This window comes from Pseudomonadota bacterium (genome assembly GCA_030859565.1).
Classification (GTDB): Bacteria; Pseudomonadota; Gammaproteobacteria; order JACCXJ01; family JACCXJ01; genus USCg-Taylor.
In genome coordinates, this window is sequence record JALZJW010000010.1 from 1 (window position 1) to 17,011 (window position 17,011).

Below are 17,011 nucleotides of genomic sequence, written 5' to 3' on the forward strand. Positions count from 1 at the left end.
AACATCTGCTGGAATTCAAGCAACGTCGTCGGGAAGTGCTTCGCCACGCGCGAACACTACCCCTAGGGGTAGTGGGCGTCAACCGGATAGGCATGGTTCATCCGAAGCCGATCATAGGGGACGACCCGGCGAAGTTGGCTACCCATGCACATGTCCAATTCTTTTTGAGTCGCGGCATCGTAGGCCCTAAGGATTGCGCGGGCACCTTACTTGGGATAGGGCTGTATTAAGGCCGGCTGTCGCCCAGTGGGCCTATGCCACAGCCGTCGATACTATCGTGGCCCTGATCGACCTCATGCCTCAGTGCCCTGCTAGCGCGGAGTTGCGCGGCTGCTGGCCTGAGAAATCTTCCAGCTCCGCGTGAATGACCCCTCAGGGTCGGAATCTCCCTGTATCGTAATGGACCAGACTTGTGTTTCCCCAATAAGTAACACACTATGTGCAGCAACACAAATAGCACAGATGTCGGTGCCATTCGCCATACGTGGAACAAGGGCCGACTGATGGGGCCGAAACCAAAGATCGCGTGTTTGACAGCTCACAGGCCCCGCTGTACCTTCCTTCTCCACGAAAAAGGGCGTTTAAAATTCTTATTCGCGCCAAGCACTTCAGCCCCTTCTGTCGTGAGCCATGTATTCCGTCCGGCCCAGCGCGCTGGCAAGGTTCATTCTGCTTTATGCCGTGATGTACGCGGCATTCGGGGTCGCGTCACCATTTCTGCCCACCTTTATCACTGCGCGCGGCCTGCCGCCCGAGCAGCTTGGGCTCGTGCTTGGCGCCGGTACGGCCGTGCGATTGCTCACGGCGCCGCTCGCAGGCCGCCTCGGTGACTCGATCCAGGCGCTGCGCGTCGTGCTTGTGGTCTGCACCGCGCTTGCCGCCTCGGTGACGCTGGGCTATCTCCCGGCGCATGGATTTTGGACGTTCCTTGCGATCAGCCTGTTGCATGCTGCGTCGCTCGCGCCGATCACTATCTTGGCCGATGCATTGGCGCTGGGATCTGCCTCTCCGCCGCCAGGCAGCGGCCGCCGAGGCTTCGAGTACGGCTGGGTGCGTGGCACCGGCTCGGCTGCCTTCATCGTCGGAACTTTGCTGTCCGGCCGGGCGGTGAGCGCCTTTGACCTCGACGTGATCATCTGGCTACAGGCTCTGCTGCTTGGTGCGGCGGCTTTGGCCGCTACCCTGGTGCCGGAGCTGATTCACAATCGTACGGCCGATGAGGTGCGCGCGCCGGTGCGCGGCGTTCTCATACTGCTCCGGCTTCCGCTGTTTCGAAATCTTGTCCTAGTGGCGGCACTTATCCTCGGGAGCCACGCCATGCACGACGCATTTGCGGTGATCCGCTGGAGAACCGCAGGCATCAGTCCGGTTACTGCGAGCGTGCTCTGGTCGGAGTCGGTCGCCGCCGAGGTGTTCGTGTTCTTCATCATTGGCCCGGCGCTCATAAGGCGGCTAACGCCGGCCGGTGCAATCGCCACCGCGGCACTGGCCGGTATGCTGCGCTGGACGGTGATGGCACAAACCTCCGATGTAATTGCGCTTGCGCTAGTGCAGCCGCTGCACGGCATCACCTTTGCGCTGCTTCATCTCGCCTGCATGCGTCTAATCGCCTGCACGGTGCCGCAGGGCCTTGAAGGGACGGCGCAGGCGATCTACGGCACGGTCGGCATCGGGGCCGCCACCGCAGTGCTCACCCTTGTCTCAGGCGGGCTCTACGCACGCCTGGGCGCGCAAGGGTTTTGGGTCATGGCTGCGCTCTGCGCGCTTGCCTTCCCGTTGACCTGGAAGCTGAGGCAGCCGGCTTAATGACGCGCGCGAGATCTTGAACCGTGAATCCTGAGCCTAACCTGGCGGACGCAGGGAAGCCGGAGCCGGCTTCGCCGGCCCCTGTCCGTAGTCGATTGAACTCTAGAACTATTCGCCAAGTCGAAGTGATGTGCACGTCCGCTTTCGGGCTGCGCGAGTGACTGCAAAGGGTCGGAAGCCGAAATTCAAACTGAGACGCTACCCGCCTACGGGGCAGCGCCCCGCAACACCGGCTAGGTTTCGCGATAGAAAAGTAGCGTGAGGCCGATCATCACGAAGGCCGTCGACCAAATCCAGCCGGGAAGGCGCTGATCCTCGCGCGGCAGCCTGAGCTCCAACCAGCGTCCCCACCCCGAGATTACGGCAAAGAGCCCGAGCGGGGCGTGCGTCACCTCGGTAAGGAATTCGGATTTGAGGTCAAACATCGCATGGGAATGGGTCAGCAGGATCGTTCCGCCGAACGCGCACAGCAGAGGAAACACGAACCGCCAGCGCGGCTGCAAGCGCCCGGTGCGCACCATCCATTCGAAAACCGCCAAACCAATGACGACGAGCACCGCGATGCGGTGCTGAAGAACATCGGGGAGCAGCATGCTCTCCCAGAATCCCGCCGGTCCCAAGGGCCAGGCGCGCGGATCGTTACGCAAGAACATGAAGGCCGCGAGCCCCAGAAATAGCAACGGCCAATGCCGCGCCCAAGGGGCCTTACCGGTGCGCTCCAGCACGGCTAAAAGACCCATCGCGAACACGAAGAGGCCCGACATGTTGTGATTGAACTCCGACCACGCGTACTCCTCGGGTTGCCGGGCCGCGAGCATGTCATCGATCGGCGCGGCCACGGCAAGCAGATCCGATACCGGGGGCGAGCTCAGGCGCGGCATCTTGGGGACGAAACGTTCGATTACCTCTTCCGGGGTGGCCCGATCGTCGACGATATCGATGGAGGGCGGGAGGGAGGTCAAGGAAGCGGCGGCCAGCAATAGGGTAACGCCGAGACCGGCCTCGGCTTCGACAAAGGCGCGCACGCGCAGCGGGGTCGTCATGGCCTCACGCTGCCTGGCCCAACCGCGCACGAGAAAGAAATTCATCGCGCCCAGAATCAAACCGGCGCCGAGAAGCATGGCCTTGGTCAACACCATCACCCCGAAACCGGTCCCGGTTAAACCACCCCAATCTCCGATATAGCGCCAGGCGATAAAGAGACCGGGTCCGAGGACCATGATCATGCTTACGATGGCGAGCACCGAAAAGCGGCTAAAGAGAGCCGGAGCCAAAGCTCGATCCTCGGGGCCCCGTTTCCAAAGGCTCCAGAAGACCAGCAAATGCACGATACCGCCGACCCAGATGAGCCCACCGGTCTGGTGCAATACCGTGACCGCCATGAGTTGCGCTCGTCCCTCCAAGCGGCTGACGCCATGCGTGAGCCAGGCGGAATCGATCAAGAGCGCGATCGATATCGCCCCCGCGACCGCCCACAGCGCGCGCTTGCTCGGCTGGGTTAGAAGGCGGGCGGCGGCGCCAGCCAAGCCAAGCGCCAAGAGTACGCTGCTGAGAACGGTACGGGCATAGTCCGTATTTAAGAACACGGCGACCGGCCAGTGTCCAGCGGCATCCGCCAAGGCCCATGGATGCAACACGAACAACAACAGCGACCGCGACAGCGCCAGCACCAAGCTTCCGCCAATGACAAACTGCAGCGATCGGCGTAGCACCCGGGCCTTGAGAGGCGAGAGGGCCTCGAAGGGCCGCAATGCCCAATGGATGTACGCCATCCCCCCGGCGGCGATGGCGAAACCAATCAGGCTGATTCCACGGAGCAGGACATCCAAGAAATCGGCGAGCTGGGTCATCGGGATCCAGGCGTGAGATGGAAACGCAGGACGCCCTCGGTAATATGGCCATCGGCGGCTAATACACGGTAACGGAGCACAGAGGTGCCTGGCGCTAACGCGGGCATGTGCACGAGGATACGGTCGGGGCCTCGCGGTTCCGCCTGCAGCGAGGTGACTTCTTGGCCGCCGTTGCGCTCCAGCGTGAATCGGTTTAAGCCATGCTCGATGCGGCTGTTCAAACGCAGGCGTATATTCTTCGGGGACTCGGTCAGCCGCGCATCCTGCTGAACTGTTGAATCAATCAGTATTGCATGAGCCCAACTGCTGTTGGGGCCGCAGATGGCAGAAAGAATGCCTAATACGGTGAGCCCACTGTATCGGCGTATTGGCCGGGACCCCCTCGTCGCGGCCAAGCCGCGGCAGGTTCTAAACGTTGGCGTCGACATAGCAACAAATCACGGGTGCGATCAGCCCATCGACGATAGGCCGTGGTGCACCTGGCAGAGAAAGCGCGCCCGAGGGAACAGTTTGTATGGTAAGACGCAATACACGGGGCCTGTTTGTTATGATTGTCCCGGATCGAGTGATAATATTCTAGAAAAGAATAATCTATTCACAACACCAGTTGGTTTTTTGTGGGGACGGGTACCTCACCGGCGATAACGGGCACCATAACATTGTTCTTTCTAAACCCTTTCCTTGCGGTTGCATCCAAGCTGTCCGGCCCCGTGCGTGCCGGTATAGGACGCGCGCCGGCACGAACGCGGTCTTAAGACATTCGGGGGCTCGAATTGAATCCAGACCATCCTAACGGTTCGCAACCGCTTCTGGCATATTGGTTTCTTGGCGTGCAGCGCTACGCCGTCGTCGTTATCTTGTTAGCGCTGGTCAGCGCCGGCTTCTGTTTCGACTATACCTTTAAACACCTTACCTTTAACACCGACACCTCCGATCTCATTTCGTGGGATCTGCCGTGGCGCCAAGCCTATCGGACTGCTAAAGAGGCATTTCCTCAGTATGCCGACACTATCGTTATCGTCGTGGATGGCGACACACCCGATCAAACCCGCGACGCGAGCCTGCGGCTCGCAAAACATCTCAAGCGCCAACCTGCGCTGTTTGAATGGGTATACATGCCCGATGCATTGCCTTTTTTTCGCCGCAATGGCTTGCTGTTTTTAAGCGTGGAGGATCTCGAAGACCTCGCCGATAATCTGGCCAAGGCGCAACCCTTTCTCGCCCGGCTGCAATCCGAGCCCGGCATCAAAGGTTTGTTCTCGCTCTTGGGGGACGCACTCACCGAATCCGATACTGATTTCGATCTGCGCCCGGCCTTCGATCGCATCGGTACCGCCCTTCAGTCTGTCCGCGAAGGCCGGCGCTACCGGCTCTCCTGGGAGGAACTGATGACCGGGAAGGACGCCAAACCGGAAGACCGGCGCGCCTTCGTGATCGTTAAACCCAAACTCGACTTCGGCAGTTTGTTGCCCGGGGAGGGCGCGATGCGCGGCATCCGCGATCTCGCCCGCAAGCTTGAGTTAACCGTCGAGCGCGGGGTGCGAGTCAGGCTCACCGGCGGCGCCGCCCTCGCCTACGAAGAGCTGCAAAGCGTAAGCTTCGCGACGCAGAACGCGAGCGTCGGGGCACTGCTGCTCGTCACCCTTATCATGTTCATCGGCTTGCGTTCCCTGTGGCTGACCTTGGGTACGCTGGCCGCGCTGATCTTGGGCCTGATTTTCACCGCGGCCTTCGCCACCTTCGCGGTCGGGCAATTGAACCTTATCTCCGTGGCCTTCGCGGTCATGTATATCGGGCTCGGCGCGGACTACGCCATTTACTTGTGTCTGCGCTATGCGGAGCTGGCGCAACTCGAACCCGATCGGCGCGACGCCTTAAAACGGGCGGTCTTTCACGTCGGGGGATCCTTGACTCTGTGTACGATCACGACCTCGATCGGATTCTTCGCGTTCATCCCCACGGACTATTCAGGCGTGGCGGAGCTCGGCTTGATCTCGGGTGGCGGGATGTTCATCAGCCTGGGCGTGACGCTGGCGATTCTCCCCGCCCTGCTCAGCGTGATCCCTAAAGTCCCGCGCACCAATGGCAAGCAACTCACCGGTCTCCCCTTCCCAGGCATGCTGAAGTTTCCCTTGCGTCATGCGAAAAGCGTATGCATCACGGCGGCGGTGCTGGCGACCGCGGCGGTCCTGGTCCTTCCCGCATCCAGCTTTGATGACAATCCCCTGAACCTTCAGGATCCGGCGAACGAGTCAGTCCAGACGTTCAAGGAGCTATTGGCGACCAGCGAGCGTTCCCCCTGGTCATTGGTTGTGCTGGAGAAAAGCTTGGCGGCGGCGCGTGCGACGAAGGCGCGCATGCAGGCGCTCCCGAGCGTCGATGACGTGATCACGATTGAGAGCTTCGTCCCGGAGGACCAAAGCGAGAAGCTGCCGATCATCGAAGACATGGCCTTGACGCTCGGCCCCGAACTCGTCACGGCCTCGGCGACCGTCGCGGCCGTAGCGCCCAGTCGGGAAACCTTGGAGATCTTTCGCGCCACATTATCCGGCTATCTCCTAGAACATCCCGAAGCACAGGCCAGTGCGAGCGGCGCGCGTCTCGAACGAGAGATCGAAGCGTTTTTGAAACACCTCCGATCGCTGGATGGCGCGGCGGGAGAACGCGCTTTGAGGGCGCTCGAAACCGCTCTCACGGCCTCGCTGCCTGGACGCTTGGACTCCCTCAGGGATTCCTTGGACGCCGCAATGGTCGGTCTCGATGATCTACCCGAGGAGCTGACACAACGCTGGATATCTCCCCAGGGAACGGTCCGCATCGAGGTCTTTCCGCGCGGCAATCTCAACGATTCGGAGGCGTTGGAAAGATTCGTCTCGGAGGTACGCAGCGTCAAGTCCGACGTGAGCGGTGTTCCGGTAAATTACTTGGAAGGAGGACGCGCGGTCGTGACCGCGTTCCAGCAAGCGTTTTTATCTTCCTTGCTCATCATCACGGTGGTCCTCGCCGTGTTCATGGAACGTAAACGCGATATCGTGCTGGTGTTGACGCCCCTGCTGCTGGCCGCATTATTGACGGGCGCCACCGCGGTGGTGCTCGGGATCCCGTTCAATTTTGCCAATATTATCGCTTTGCCGCTGCTCTTGGGCATGGGCGTGGACAACGGGATCCATATGGTGCATCGCTTTCGTACCGCGCCGCCCGACGACGGCACGCTATTAAACACCAGTACCGCGCGGGCCGTCGTGCTGAGCGCGCTCACGAACACCAGTGCCTTTAGCAACCTCGCCATCTCCCCCCATCAGGGGACGGCCAGCATGGGCGTATTGCTTTCCGTCGGGATCGTGCTCATGATGCTTTGCACCCTCATCGTATTACCGAGCCTACTCGCCTTGCTCGGGAGCGGGAAGCAGAGACCGATGCAAACCGCATGACGCGCAAACCCTGGGATGCCCGGCTCGCGTCGTTCTTGATCCGGCCGCTGCGAGACACGCCGGTCACGCCCAATCATTTAACAACCGTTCGCCTGCTGACGGGAATCGCGGCGGCCGCGGCTTTTGCGAGCGGCGTTTGGCCGAACCTGGCGGCGATCTTACTCGCGCTCTCCAACTTGCTCGACCATACCGATGGCGAGTTGGCGCGGCTCGCCGGGAAGAGCAGCCGCGCGGGGCACCTCTACGATGTGGCCAGCGATGCGATCGTGCATGTGACGCTCTTCGTGAGCATCGGCATCGGGCTTTGGAACACGGGGGCAGGGGCATGGGCGCTGCCCGCCGGCGTCATCGCTGGCGTGGCGGTGGCGTCGATCTTCCATATGCGCAACGTGATCGAGCAACGGTATGGAAAAGCGGAAACCAAGCAGCCCGGTTGGGGCGGATTCGAGGCGGAAGACATCCTGTACTTGTTGCCGGTGGTTACGTTCTCTAACGCTCTCGTGCCGTTCCTGGCCGCCGCCGCCCTCGGGGCGCCGATCGCGGCCGTGCTCGTTCTCAGGCAATTCGCAACGTTGCAGCGCGCACCAAGCCAAGCGCAATGACCACCCTCATCACCGGTGCGACCGGCTTCGTCGGGTCGGCCGTGCTCCGCTGCCTCTTGAATGCGGGTCATGCGGTGCGTGTATTGGCGCGCCCAGGAAGCCTCCAGCGAAATATCGAGGGGCTGAACATCGAGGTGGTGGCAGGCGATCTCCGCGATCCGGCCACGTTGAAACAGGCCGTCTCTGGCTGCCGGGCACTCTTCCACGTCGCGGCCGATTACCGTCTTTGGGCCCCGAACCCGCAGGAAATCTACGCCAGCAACGTCACCGGTACCCTAAACCTGTTGCTCGCCGCCGCCGAGGCGGGGATCGGCCGGATCGTGTATACGAGCAGCGTCGCAACGCTCGGCATAAACGCCGACGGTAGCCCCGCCGACGAAGAGACCCCGGCCACGCTCCCTGACATGATCGGCCACTACAAGCGGTCCAAGTTTCTCGCCGAGGCCGAAGTCCGCCGTTTGGCCGCGGACCAGGGATTGCCGGTCGTCATTGTCAACCCGTCCGCGCCCATCGGTCCCAGGGACGTTAAACCGACGCCGACCGGCCGTACCGTGCTGGACGCCGCTCGCGGACGCATGCCGGCCTATGTCGATACCGGGCTCAATGTCGTCCATGTCGACGACGTTGCCCAAGGACATCTCGATGCATTTCAGCGGGGCCGCGTCGGTGAGCGTTACATCCTGGGCGGCGAAAACATGAGCTTGTACGAGATCCTCCGCGCCGTGGCTTCAATCACCGGCGGGCGCCCGCCGAGCGTGCGGCTCCCCCATGCTCTCGTCTTACCCATCGCCTACCTGAGCGAGGCCTGGGCAAGACTCTTCGGTCGCGGCGAGCCGCGTGCGACCGTCGATGGGGTGCGAATGGCAAAGAAGAAAATGTTCTTCAGCAGTGCAAAAGCCGAACGCGATCTCGCCTATACCCACCGGCCGCCCGCCGAAGCCTTGCGCGATGCGATCGACTGGTATCGTGCGAACGGATACCTCGGCTGAGACGCGGATCTGATTTAAGGAAGCTCTGAACAAGTCTGAGAGTCCGTTCGCCCTGATGTATAGAAGGGCGAACGGTCACGATGAGCGAGCGTAGCGAGTTCCGGCCCTATCTCGATCCGGAGACCATCAGCGATTTACGGCTAGCGCTGATACCCTAGCCAGCCTTTGAGCATCGGTTCGTGGCTTATCGGCTCGCCAGCGACGCGTCGAAGTCAGTTTCGATGGTCGATGAAGCCATCATACTCGATGAGACGTTCGGGACTAACGACGAATGAATAGCCCTGCGGCGACATTACTCGGTAGCCGTGAGCCAAAGCTAACGGCGCTGGAGGATGATTTCCCGATCGTGGAGATCAGCCGGGTTGCCGAACAAGAGAGCTGGCGCAAGGAAATCAATCGCCCGATCTACCACATACACAAGTGGTGGGCGACTCGCCTCGGATCGGTGTTCCGTGCAATCACTCTAGCGGCCCTCAGCCGGTCAGGCGTCGATACGTGGCGAACGTTCTACGAACGGCACTCCTTCACCGGAAAGGTCGTGCTCGATCCCTTCATGGGGAGCGGCACAACTCTGGGAGAGGCGCTTAAGCTTGGAGCAAAGGCTGTCGGGTCCGACATCAATCCTGTTAGCACATTCCTCGTACGGCAGGCGTTCACACGGGGGTCAGAAACTCAGCTTAGGAGCGCTTTCGAATGTCTGGAAAGGACGGTTGCCCCTGAGATCCGGCGTTACTATCAGACCACGGATCCACGCACTGGTCAGATGATTTCAGTTCTCTACTTCTTCTGGGTCAAGACCGTGAAGAGCCCAGGCGGGGAGACGATACCCCTTCTCTCTCGCTATGTCTTCGCTCAGGACGCCTACCCTAAGAAGAAGCCCAAGGCGCAGATCGTCTGTCCGAGCTGCTGGGAAGTTATCGAAGACCGGTACGATGCGAACGATCTGACGTGTCCGCGCTGTAGGCATCAATTCAACCCCCAGAAAGGGCCAGCGTCGGGTCAATATGTGACCACGAGGAGCGGTAAGCGGTACCGAATCAAGGACCTCTTGCCCACTGACGGGCAGCCCCTCGGGCACCGCCTGTACGCAATCTTGGCGGTTCGGCCAGACGGACAGAAAGTCTACTTACGCGCTCGCGAGGAGGATTTGGCGCTATACGCACAGGCCGAAGCTAAGCTGCAGCGGGAGTCACTGCCACTTCCTACAATGCCCGTCCGTCCAGGCCACAACACGGACCAGGCCCGTGGCTACAACTATCTATACTGGCGCGATTTCTTCAATTCCAGGCAGTTGCTCTGCCTCGGGCTTTTGGTTAAAGGCATCCTTGATATCGAGGAGGAGACAGTGCAGGAACAGATGCTGTGCCTGTTCTCGAGCACCCTCGAGTTCAACAATATGTTCTGCAGCTTTAAGGGCGAAGGCACAGGCGCCGTCCGGCACATGTTCTCTCATCACATCCTGAAGCCAGAGCGTGTTCCGCTTGAGAACTCGGTCTGGGGAACAGACAAGAGTAGCGGCACGTTCAGCACACTGTTCGAATCACGCCTAATCCCCGCGAAGCGGTACATGGATGAACCGTTTGAGGTTGAGTTCAGGCGCGACCTTTTTGGTGAACTGCTCGGCACGGGAAAGATCGTTGCGAGTGAACCGATACGGCCGACGGTTGTGAGTTCCTGGGAGCAATTCGCTACGACGAACAACGGGCTGATGGTTTTGAACGGAGATAGCTCACGCATTGCCCTACCAGATGCATCTGTCGATGCAGTGATCACCGACCCACCCTATTTCGACTTCGTCCACTACAGCGAGCTCAGCGATTTTTTCTTTGCCTGGCTCGCCCCAGCGCTCAAGTCGCGCTACCCCTGGTTCGAGCGAACGGATTCTTCTGACATGGGCGAAGTTCAACACCAAGACCCTCGTGTATTCGCTAGGCAGCTTGGGTCTGTTTTCACTGAGTGCTGCCGGGTACTCAAGAATGACGGGGTGCTAGCCTTCAGTTTTCATCATTCCCGTGCTGAAGGGTGGGCAGCGATCTTTGAGGCTATTACGAACGCCGGGTTAATGGTGGTGGCTGCTCATCCCGTGCACGCGGAGCTGCGGGCGGCAAGCCCCAAAGCCGCTGCCAAGGATCCGATCAGCCTTGACGCGATTCTCGTTTGCAGGAAGCGTTCAGGGACCCGTGCCGCCGAGGTAGACCAGAGTGCTGTTATTCAGAAATCCATGGCTCTTGCAAACAAGCTTCAGTTCGCGGGTATATCGGTATCACCCTCTGATCGCTTCGTCATTGTGGCTTCACAAATGTTAGTCGCGTTGTCGAGCGCCGATGGTGACTTTGATTCGGTGTGCGACCTGCTCAAGCGGGTGAGGCATGCCGCCCAACCGGGCGCTGGAGGGGACACTCCGCAAGCGGCGCGCCCCTGAGTTTTGGCGTTGGGTCAACGAACCGAACTGAGGCGAGTTCTGGACGGATGCACACGATGATCGATCACTTGCGAAGGAAACGAGAACGAGTTTGCACATGAGGTTCCAATGAAGCTACAAACGGTGCGTGTCCGAGAGTTCAAATCGGTCTGGGATTCCAACTCCTTCGAGATCGACAGAGTCGCGTGCCTGGTTGGTAAGAACGAGGCTGGCAAGACGGCCGTGTTGCAGGCACTCTATCGTTTAAACCCCATCGTCGAGCGCGACGGCAACTTTGATGTGACCGACGACTACCCTCGGTCCGAGGTCGAGAACTACCAACAGGACGTCGAGAGCGGGCGGCGACAACACGCGGTGGTTGTCGAGGCCACCTTTCGGCTGGAACAGCCCGAGTTGAAGGCCATAGGCGACGAGTACGGGGACGGCGTGCTGGCGAAACCCGAAGTCGTGGTTTCAAAGGGGTACGCTAGAGGCGACTCGAGTACGTGCCAGCTGTTCGTCAACGTTCTGGTCGCGGAGCACGTTCTCGTGAAGAACTTGGTCAAGAGATCCGAGCTGCCCGAAGCTTTGCCGGCAAAGGCGACCAAGAGAGGCACGCTGGCGCAGCTCTCCAAGTACCTCACGGAGATCGGACAGAAGCAGGGCGAAGCGGTCGCCGCAGCCCAAGCCGCTGCGAACCAACTCCAAGACGAGGCCGAGAAAGCCGCCGCCCTGCAGAAGAGCAAGGCCCTGGCCGAAAGCGAGCAGGCGAAGGCGCTCCGCGCACGGCTGACAGAGCTGTTGAAGAGCAAGAGTCTCGGTCTCCACATCTGGCAGACCATCCTGAGGCCGCACTTTCCGAAGCCAGCGTAGGGCGCGTGCCCGCGCCATTCATTGGCTTTATGATTCCGTCATGCCTGATTATCGCCGTGCCCAGGTGCCGGGTGGCACCTATTTCTTCACCGTCAACACCTATCGGCGCCAAACGTTTCTCACCGATGCCGATGTGCGCTCCGTCCTGCGGGAAGCGATCGGAACGCTTCGTTTGACCCATCCGTTTGTGATCGAGGCTTGGGTGTTGCTGCCTGACCACATGCATACCCTCTGGACATTGCCTCCCGGAGATGAGGATTTCTCCCACCGCTGGCGTGTCCTCAAGCGAATGGTCACGCAGCGCTGCCAAACGAGACTCAATCGACCTGAATGGATGAACGCGCGTCGCAGAAAACGGAACCAAAGCACGTTATGGCAGCATCGATTTTGGGAACATCTCATCCGCGATGAGGCCGACTTCAACCGGCATATCGATTACATCCATTGGAACCCGGTGAAGCATGGGTACGTGGCACAGGTAAGCCTTTGGCCGTATTCGAGCTTCCATCGGTATGTCAAACAGGGGTGGCTGCCAGCAAATTGGGGAAGCAACATCGAACCACTCAACGGCGCTGACTTCGGCGAATGAGTTGGCGCGGGCACGCGCCCTACGCGCGCTTCATCGGCCCAAACAGCCTCGTGGTCGAGGGTGTGTCGGACCTGCTTTACATCCAGACGGTGTCGGGTCTCCTTCAGGCTAAAGAGCGCATTGGACTCGACAGCCGGTGGACTATCACGCCGGTCGGAGGGTCGGACAAGGTGCCGACGTTCGTCGCGCTCATCGGATCTCAGAAAAACCTCAATGTCGCGACGCTGGTCGACTTCCAGAAGGGGGACCGGCAGATGATCGAGAACCTGTACAAGAAGAAGCTCCTAAAGAAAAGCCACGTGTTCATCTTCGCCGACTTCACCGGGAAAAAAGAGGCCGACATCGAGGACATGTTCGACGAGAGCTTCTACGTTGGACTCGTGAACTGCGAGTTCTCCCAGTCGCTCGCCGCGAAGGTGAAGCTGGAGGATCTCACGGGACGCGCTCCCCGCATCCTCGTGAGGGTGGCGGACTACTTCGTCAAGAATCCTCTGAAGGCAGGAGCCACGTTCAACCACTACCGGCCGGCTCGGTTCTTCGCAGAGAAGGTGTCGACGCTGGTGATCCCTGACGCGACGCTGGACCGGATTTGAGACGGCGTTCAAGGCCGTCAACGCCCTGCTCACGTCGTAGAAAAAAGGCGGGTGGACCATTGTCAGTGCAAGCAAGCTCTCCGACCACTGAGATGGACGCGGCGTCGGCTGAGCCGTTCAACTTCGACCGGCGTCCTGTGACATAGCACGGTTCGGGGTTTGCGCGTTGGCGGGAGGCGCAACCCGCCGTTTGTGCTATCTTCCCGGCGATGGAGAAACCGTCCGAATTGAAACCCCGCTGGCAGTTCTGGATCGACCGCGGCGGTACGTTTACGGATATCGTCGCCCGCAGGCCCGACGGGCGGCTTTTTACTCACAAGCTGCTCTCCGAAAATCCCAGCCGTTATACCGACGCGGCGCTCGCCGGCATTCGTTATTTTTTACGCCTCAATCACGATGCGCCGATCCCAAGTGAGCGGATCGAGGCCGTGAAGATGGGCACGACTGTCGCGACCAATGCTCTTCTCGAGCGCAAGGGCGAGCCGACGCTGTTAGCGGTGACAAAGGGTTTTCGCGATGCGTTGCGCATCGGCTATCAGAACCGGCCCGACATTTTCGCGCGGCACATCATCATGCCGGAGATGCTCTATGCAGACGCGATCGAGGTGAGGGAGCGCGTCGACCCCCGCGGCGATGTGCTCGTACCGCTCGACCTTGAAGGGGCTGAAAACGAGTTGCGGGCCGCGTTCGCCCGCGGCTTGCGCGCGGTCGCGATCGTTTTCATGCACGGCTATCGTTACCCGGCCCACGAGCGGCAGGTGGCGCAGGCAGCCCGTGAGATCGGCTTCACGCAGGTCTCGGCATCGCATGAAGTCAGCCCGCTGATGAAATTCGTGAGCCGGGGCGACACCGCGGTCGCGGACGCCTATCTTTCCCCGATCCTCTGCCGCTACGCCGAGCGCATGGCACGGGAACTTCATGGTTCGCGTTTACTGTTCATGCAATCCAATGGCGGGCTGGCAGAGGCTCAACGGTTCCGCGGCAAGGACAGCATCCTGTCCGGCCCGGCGGGCGGTGTGGTCGGGGCGGTCAGTACGGCGCTCGCCGCGGGATTCGACAAGGTCATCGGCTTCGATATGGGCGGCACCTCCACCGACGTCTCCCATTACGCGGGCGAATTCGAACGCGCCTTCGAAACGCAAGTCGCCGGGGTACGGCTTCGCGCCCCCATGCTGTGCATCCACACGGTGGCGGCGGGCGGCGGCTCGATTCTTCACTTCGACGGCATGCGCTATCGGGTAGGCCCCGAGTCGGCAGGAGCCTACCCCGGGCCGGCGTGTTATCGCGCCAACGGGCCGCTCACCATCACCGACTGCAATGTCATGCTCGGAAAACTGCAACCGAAGTTCTTTCCGTGCGTATTTGGCGCGTGCGGCGATCAGCCGCTCGATGCCGAGATCGTGCGAGGAAAGATCGAGGATCTCGCGGCGGAGATCACGGCTGCCACCGGCGATAGCCGAGGGCCGCTGGAAGTGGCCGAGGGCTTCGTCCGGGTCGCGATAGAAAATATGGCCAACGCCATCAAGAAGATTTCGGTGCAACGCGGGTACGATATCACCGCCTATTGTTTGTGCTGCTTCGGTGGGGCGGCCGGTCAACATGCCTGTTTGGTCGCCGACGCTTTGGCGATGGATAAGGTCTTCATTCACGTTCACGCCGGTGTGCTTTCCGCCTATGGCATGGGGCTCGCCGAGGTGAGCGTCATGCGCGAGCGTGCCATCGAAACGAAGCTCGATCCGGTGCTCATGTCCGGCTTGCGCTTCGTGTTCGAGGAGCTTGCGGCGGAGGGCCGCGAGGATTTGAGCGATCAAGGGAGTCCTACAGTGCGGTGGCGTGTGGCTAAGCGCGTGCATCTGCGTTACGAGGGAACGGACTCTGCGTTGACGGTCAATTTTGCTGCGCCGAATCACATGATCGAGCAGTTCGAACAGGACTACCGCCAACGCTACGGTTTTTTGATGGCCGATCGCCCGCTCGTCGTTGAAGCGGTTTCCGTCGAAGTGACGGGGTTGGGAGGCGGATCGGAAGGCCGCCCGCTGCCGCCCTCTCCTGCCGCGAAGGTAGAAGCAGCCGGCTCTCCGGCACCCGTTGAGATCATGACCATGCGCAGCGGCGGCTGCGAGCATCCCACACCGATCTATGAGCGGGATAAGCTTCGGCCCGGCGATCGAATCGCGGGACCCGCGATCATCGCCGAAGCCAACGCGACCGCCGTGATCGAGCCGGGCTGGCAGGCCGCCGTCACGCCGCAAAACTGTCTTGTACTCACGCGCAAGGTCCCGCGCCCGAAAAGCACCGCGGTTGGCGCCCGGGCCGATCCGGTGATGCTGGAAATATTTAACAACCTATTTATGTCGATCGCCGAGCGGATGGGCGCAGCGCTCGCCAACACGGCTTACTCGGTCAACATCAAAGAGCGCCTGGACTTTTCTTGCGCACTGTTCGATGCGCAGGGGCAGTTGGTCGCCAATGCGCCTCACCTGCCCGTGCACCTCGGGTCGATGAGCGAGAGCGTGCAAGCAGTGAGGCGCGCGAACGCTGGCACGATGCGTCCGGGTGACGTCTACCTGCTGAACGCCCCTTACCGCGGTGGCACGCACCTGCCGGACATGACCGTCATCACCCCGGTATTCGAGGAGGGGGGCGAGCGCATTTTGTTCTACCTCGGCTCGCGCGGGCATCACGCCGACATCGGCGGGATGACGCCGGGCTCCATGCCCCCGGCGAGCCGTCATATTGGGGAAGAGGGTGTGTTGATCGACAACTTCCTGCTCGTCGAGCAAGGCCGCTTGCGCGAGGGCGAATTACTGAAGATCCTGACGTCGGGCCGCTATCCGGCACGCAATCCGAGGCAGAATCTGGCCGACGTGCGCGCGATGATCGCCGCCAACGAAAAGGGTGTGCAGGAGCTCCGCCGCATGGTGGCTTACTTCGGCCTGAAAGCCGTGCAGGCTTACATGCGACACGTGCAAGATAACGCCGAGGAGTCGGTGCGGCGAGCGATCGAGGTGCTTCGTGACGGTGAGTTCACTTACGAGATGGACCATGGCGCGGCGATCAAGGTCAAGATCACGATAGACAGGACCACACGCGCCGCGGTGATCGACTTTACCGGCACCTCGCCGCAGCAGGCGAACAACTTCAACGCACCGGCGGCCGTGACCCTGGCCGCGGTGATTTACGTTTTCCGGACACTCGTCGACGATGACATCCCGCTCAACGCCGGGTGCCTCAAGCCCTTGACGGTCATCATCCCGGCGGGCTCGATGCTCAACCCGCGTTACCCGGCGGCAGTGGTGGCGGGCAATGTCGAGACCTCGCAGTATGTCACCGACGCGCTTTATGGGGCGCTCGGCGTGATGGCCGCCGCGCAAGGCACCATGAATAACTTCACCTTCGGCAATGAAGAATATCAATACTATGAGACCATCGCCGGCGGCTCGGGCGCGGGCGATGGCTTCGACGGCACCGACTGCGTGCAGACACACATGACCAACACGCGCTTGACCGATCCCGAGGTCTTGGAGTGGCGCTTTCCGGTGTTGCTTGAGAGTTTTCACATTCGCCATGGCAGCGGCGGCCGGGGCCGATACCGCGGCGGCGACGGCGCGGTGCGCCGGGTGCGGTTCCTGGAAACGATGAATGCGGCGATCCTATCGAGCCATCGGCGCATACCGCCCTACGGCCTCGCGGGCGGCGAGCCGGGTCAGGTCGGGCGCAACTCGGTGGAGCGGGCCGACGGTACGGTGGAATCCTTGAGCGGCTGCGCGGAAACCATGATGCGGTCCGGCGATGTCTTGGTGATTGAAACGCCTGGCGGTGGTGGATACGGAACGGCCCGGACCGCGGGCGCCGAAGCCGATGCAGCGTTTTAAAG

Annotated in this window: 12 protein-coding genes; 10 read left to right on the plus strand and 2 right to left on the minus strand. The window is 61.0% G+C overall.

The window, feature by feature from the left end; translation table 11 throughout:
- Positions 1-230, plus strand: a 230-nt coding sequence (locus M3436_02740) for a hypothetical protein (protein ID MDQ3563086.1), incomplete at its 5' end; no start/stop codon positions are given.
- A 400-nt stretch (positions 231-630) separates the two neighbouring features.
- A complete protein-coding gene (locus M3436_02745; GenBank protein ID MDQ3563087.1) occupies positions 631-1,806 on the plus strand; it encodes an MFS transporter in 1,176 nt (391 codons plus the stop codon).
- A 233-nt stretch (positions 1,807-2,039) separates the two neighbouring features.
- Here the strand turns inward: M3436_02745 and M3436_02750 are convergent, their stop codons facing one another.
- Both M3436_02750 and M3436_02755 read right to left on the minus strand, forming a co-directional pair.
- A complete protein-coding gene (locus tag M3436_02750) occupies positions 2,040-3,656 on the minus strand; it encodes a CopD family protein (protein ID MDQ3563088.1) in 1,617 nt (538 codons plus the stop codon).
- Positions 3,653-4,084: a copper resistance protein CopC gene (locus M3436_02755; GenBank protein ID MDQ3563089.1), complete on the minus strand. Its 432-nt coding sequence runs from the start codon at positions 4,082-4,084 to the stop codon at positions 3,653-3,655. The genes M3436_02750 and M3436_02755 overlap by 4 nt, the downstream gene beginning before the upstream one ends.
- Positions 4,085-4,429: 345 nt before the next feature.
- Between M3436_02755 and M3436_02760 the strand changes: the two genes are divergently transcribed.
- The 8 genes from M3436_02760 (at position 4,430) to M3436_02795 (ending at position 17,009) form a co-directional block, all read left to right on the plus strand.
- Positions 4,430-7,087 carry an MMPL family transporter gene (locus M3436_02760; GenBank protein MDQ3563090.1) on the plus strand — a complete coding sequence of 886 codons (2,658 nt, stop codon included), beginning with the start codon at positions 4,430-4,432 and terminating at the stop codon, positions 7,085-7,087.
- Positions 7,084-7,689 carry a CDP-alcohol phosphatidyltransferase family protein gene (locus M3436_02765; protein ID MDQ3563091.1) on the plus strand — a complete coding sequence of 202 codons (606 nt, stop codon included), beginning with the start codon at positions 7,084-7,086 and terminating at the stop codon, positions 7,687-7,689. Before M3436_02760 ends, M3436_02765 begins: the two co-directional genes overlap by 4 nt.
- Positions 7,686-8,678, plus strand: coding sequence for an NAD-dependent epimerase/dehydratase family protein (locus M3436_02770; protein MDQ3563092.1), 993 nt, complete (start codon positions 7,686-7,688; stop codon positions 8,676-8,678). Before M3436_02765 ends, M3436_02770 begins: the two co-directional genes overlap by 4 nt.
- A 271-nt stretch (positions 8,679-8,949) precedes the next feature.
- A complete protein-coding gene (locus M3436_02775) occupies positions 8,950-11,100 on the plus strand; it encodes a hypothetical protein (GenBank protein ID MDQ3563093.1) in 2,151 nt (716 codons plus the stop codon).
- Positions 11,101-11,208: 108 nt separating this feature from the next.
- On the plus strand, positions 11,209-11,952 hold the full coding sequence (locus M3436_02780) for a hypothetical protein (protein MDQ3563094.1): 744 nt from the start codon (positions 11,209-11,211) through the stop codon (positions 11,950-11,952).
- A gap of 40 nt (positions 11,953-11,992) precedes the next feature.
- Positions 11,993-12,541: a transposase gene (locus tag M3436_02785; GenBank protein ID MDQ3563095.1), complete on the plus strand. Its 549-nt coding sequence runs from the start codon at positions 11,993-11,995 to the stop codon at positions 12,539-12,541.
- Entirely contained in the window at positions 12,538-13,134 is a 597-nt protein-coding gene (locus tag M3436_02790) for a hypothetical protein (GenBank protein MDQ3563096.1), read from the plus strand. The genes M3436_02785 and M3436_02790 overlap by 4 nt, the downstream gene beginning before the upstream one ends.
- A 209-nt stretch (positions 13,135-13,343) precedes the next feature.
- Entirely contained in the window at positions 13,344-17,009 is a 3,666-nt protein-coding gene (locus M3436_02795) for a hydantoinase B/oxoprolinase family protein (protein ID MDQ3563097.1), read from the plus strand.
- The last annotated feature ends 2 nt before the right edge of the window (positions 17,010-17,011 follow it).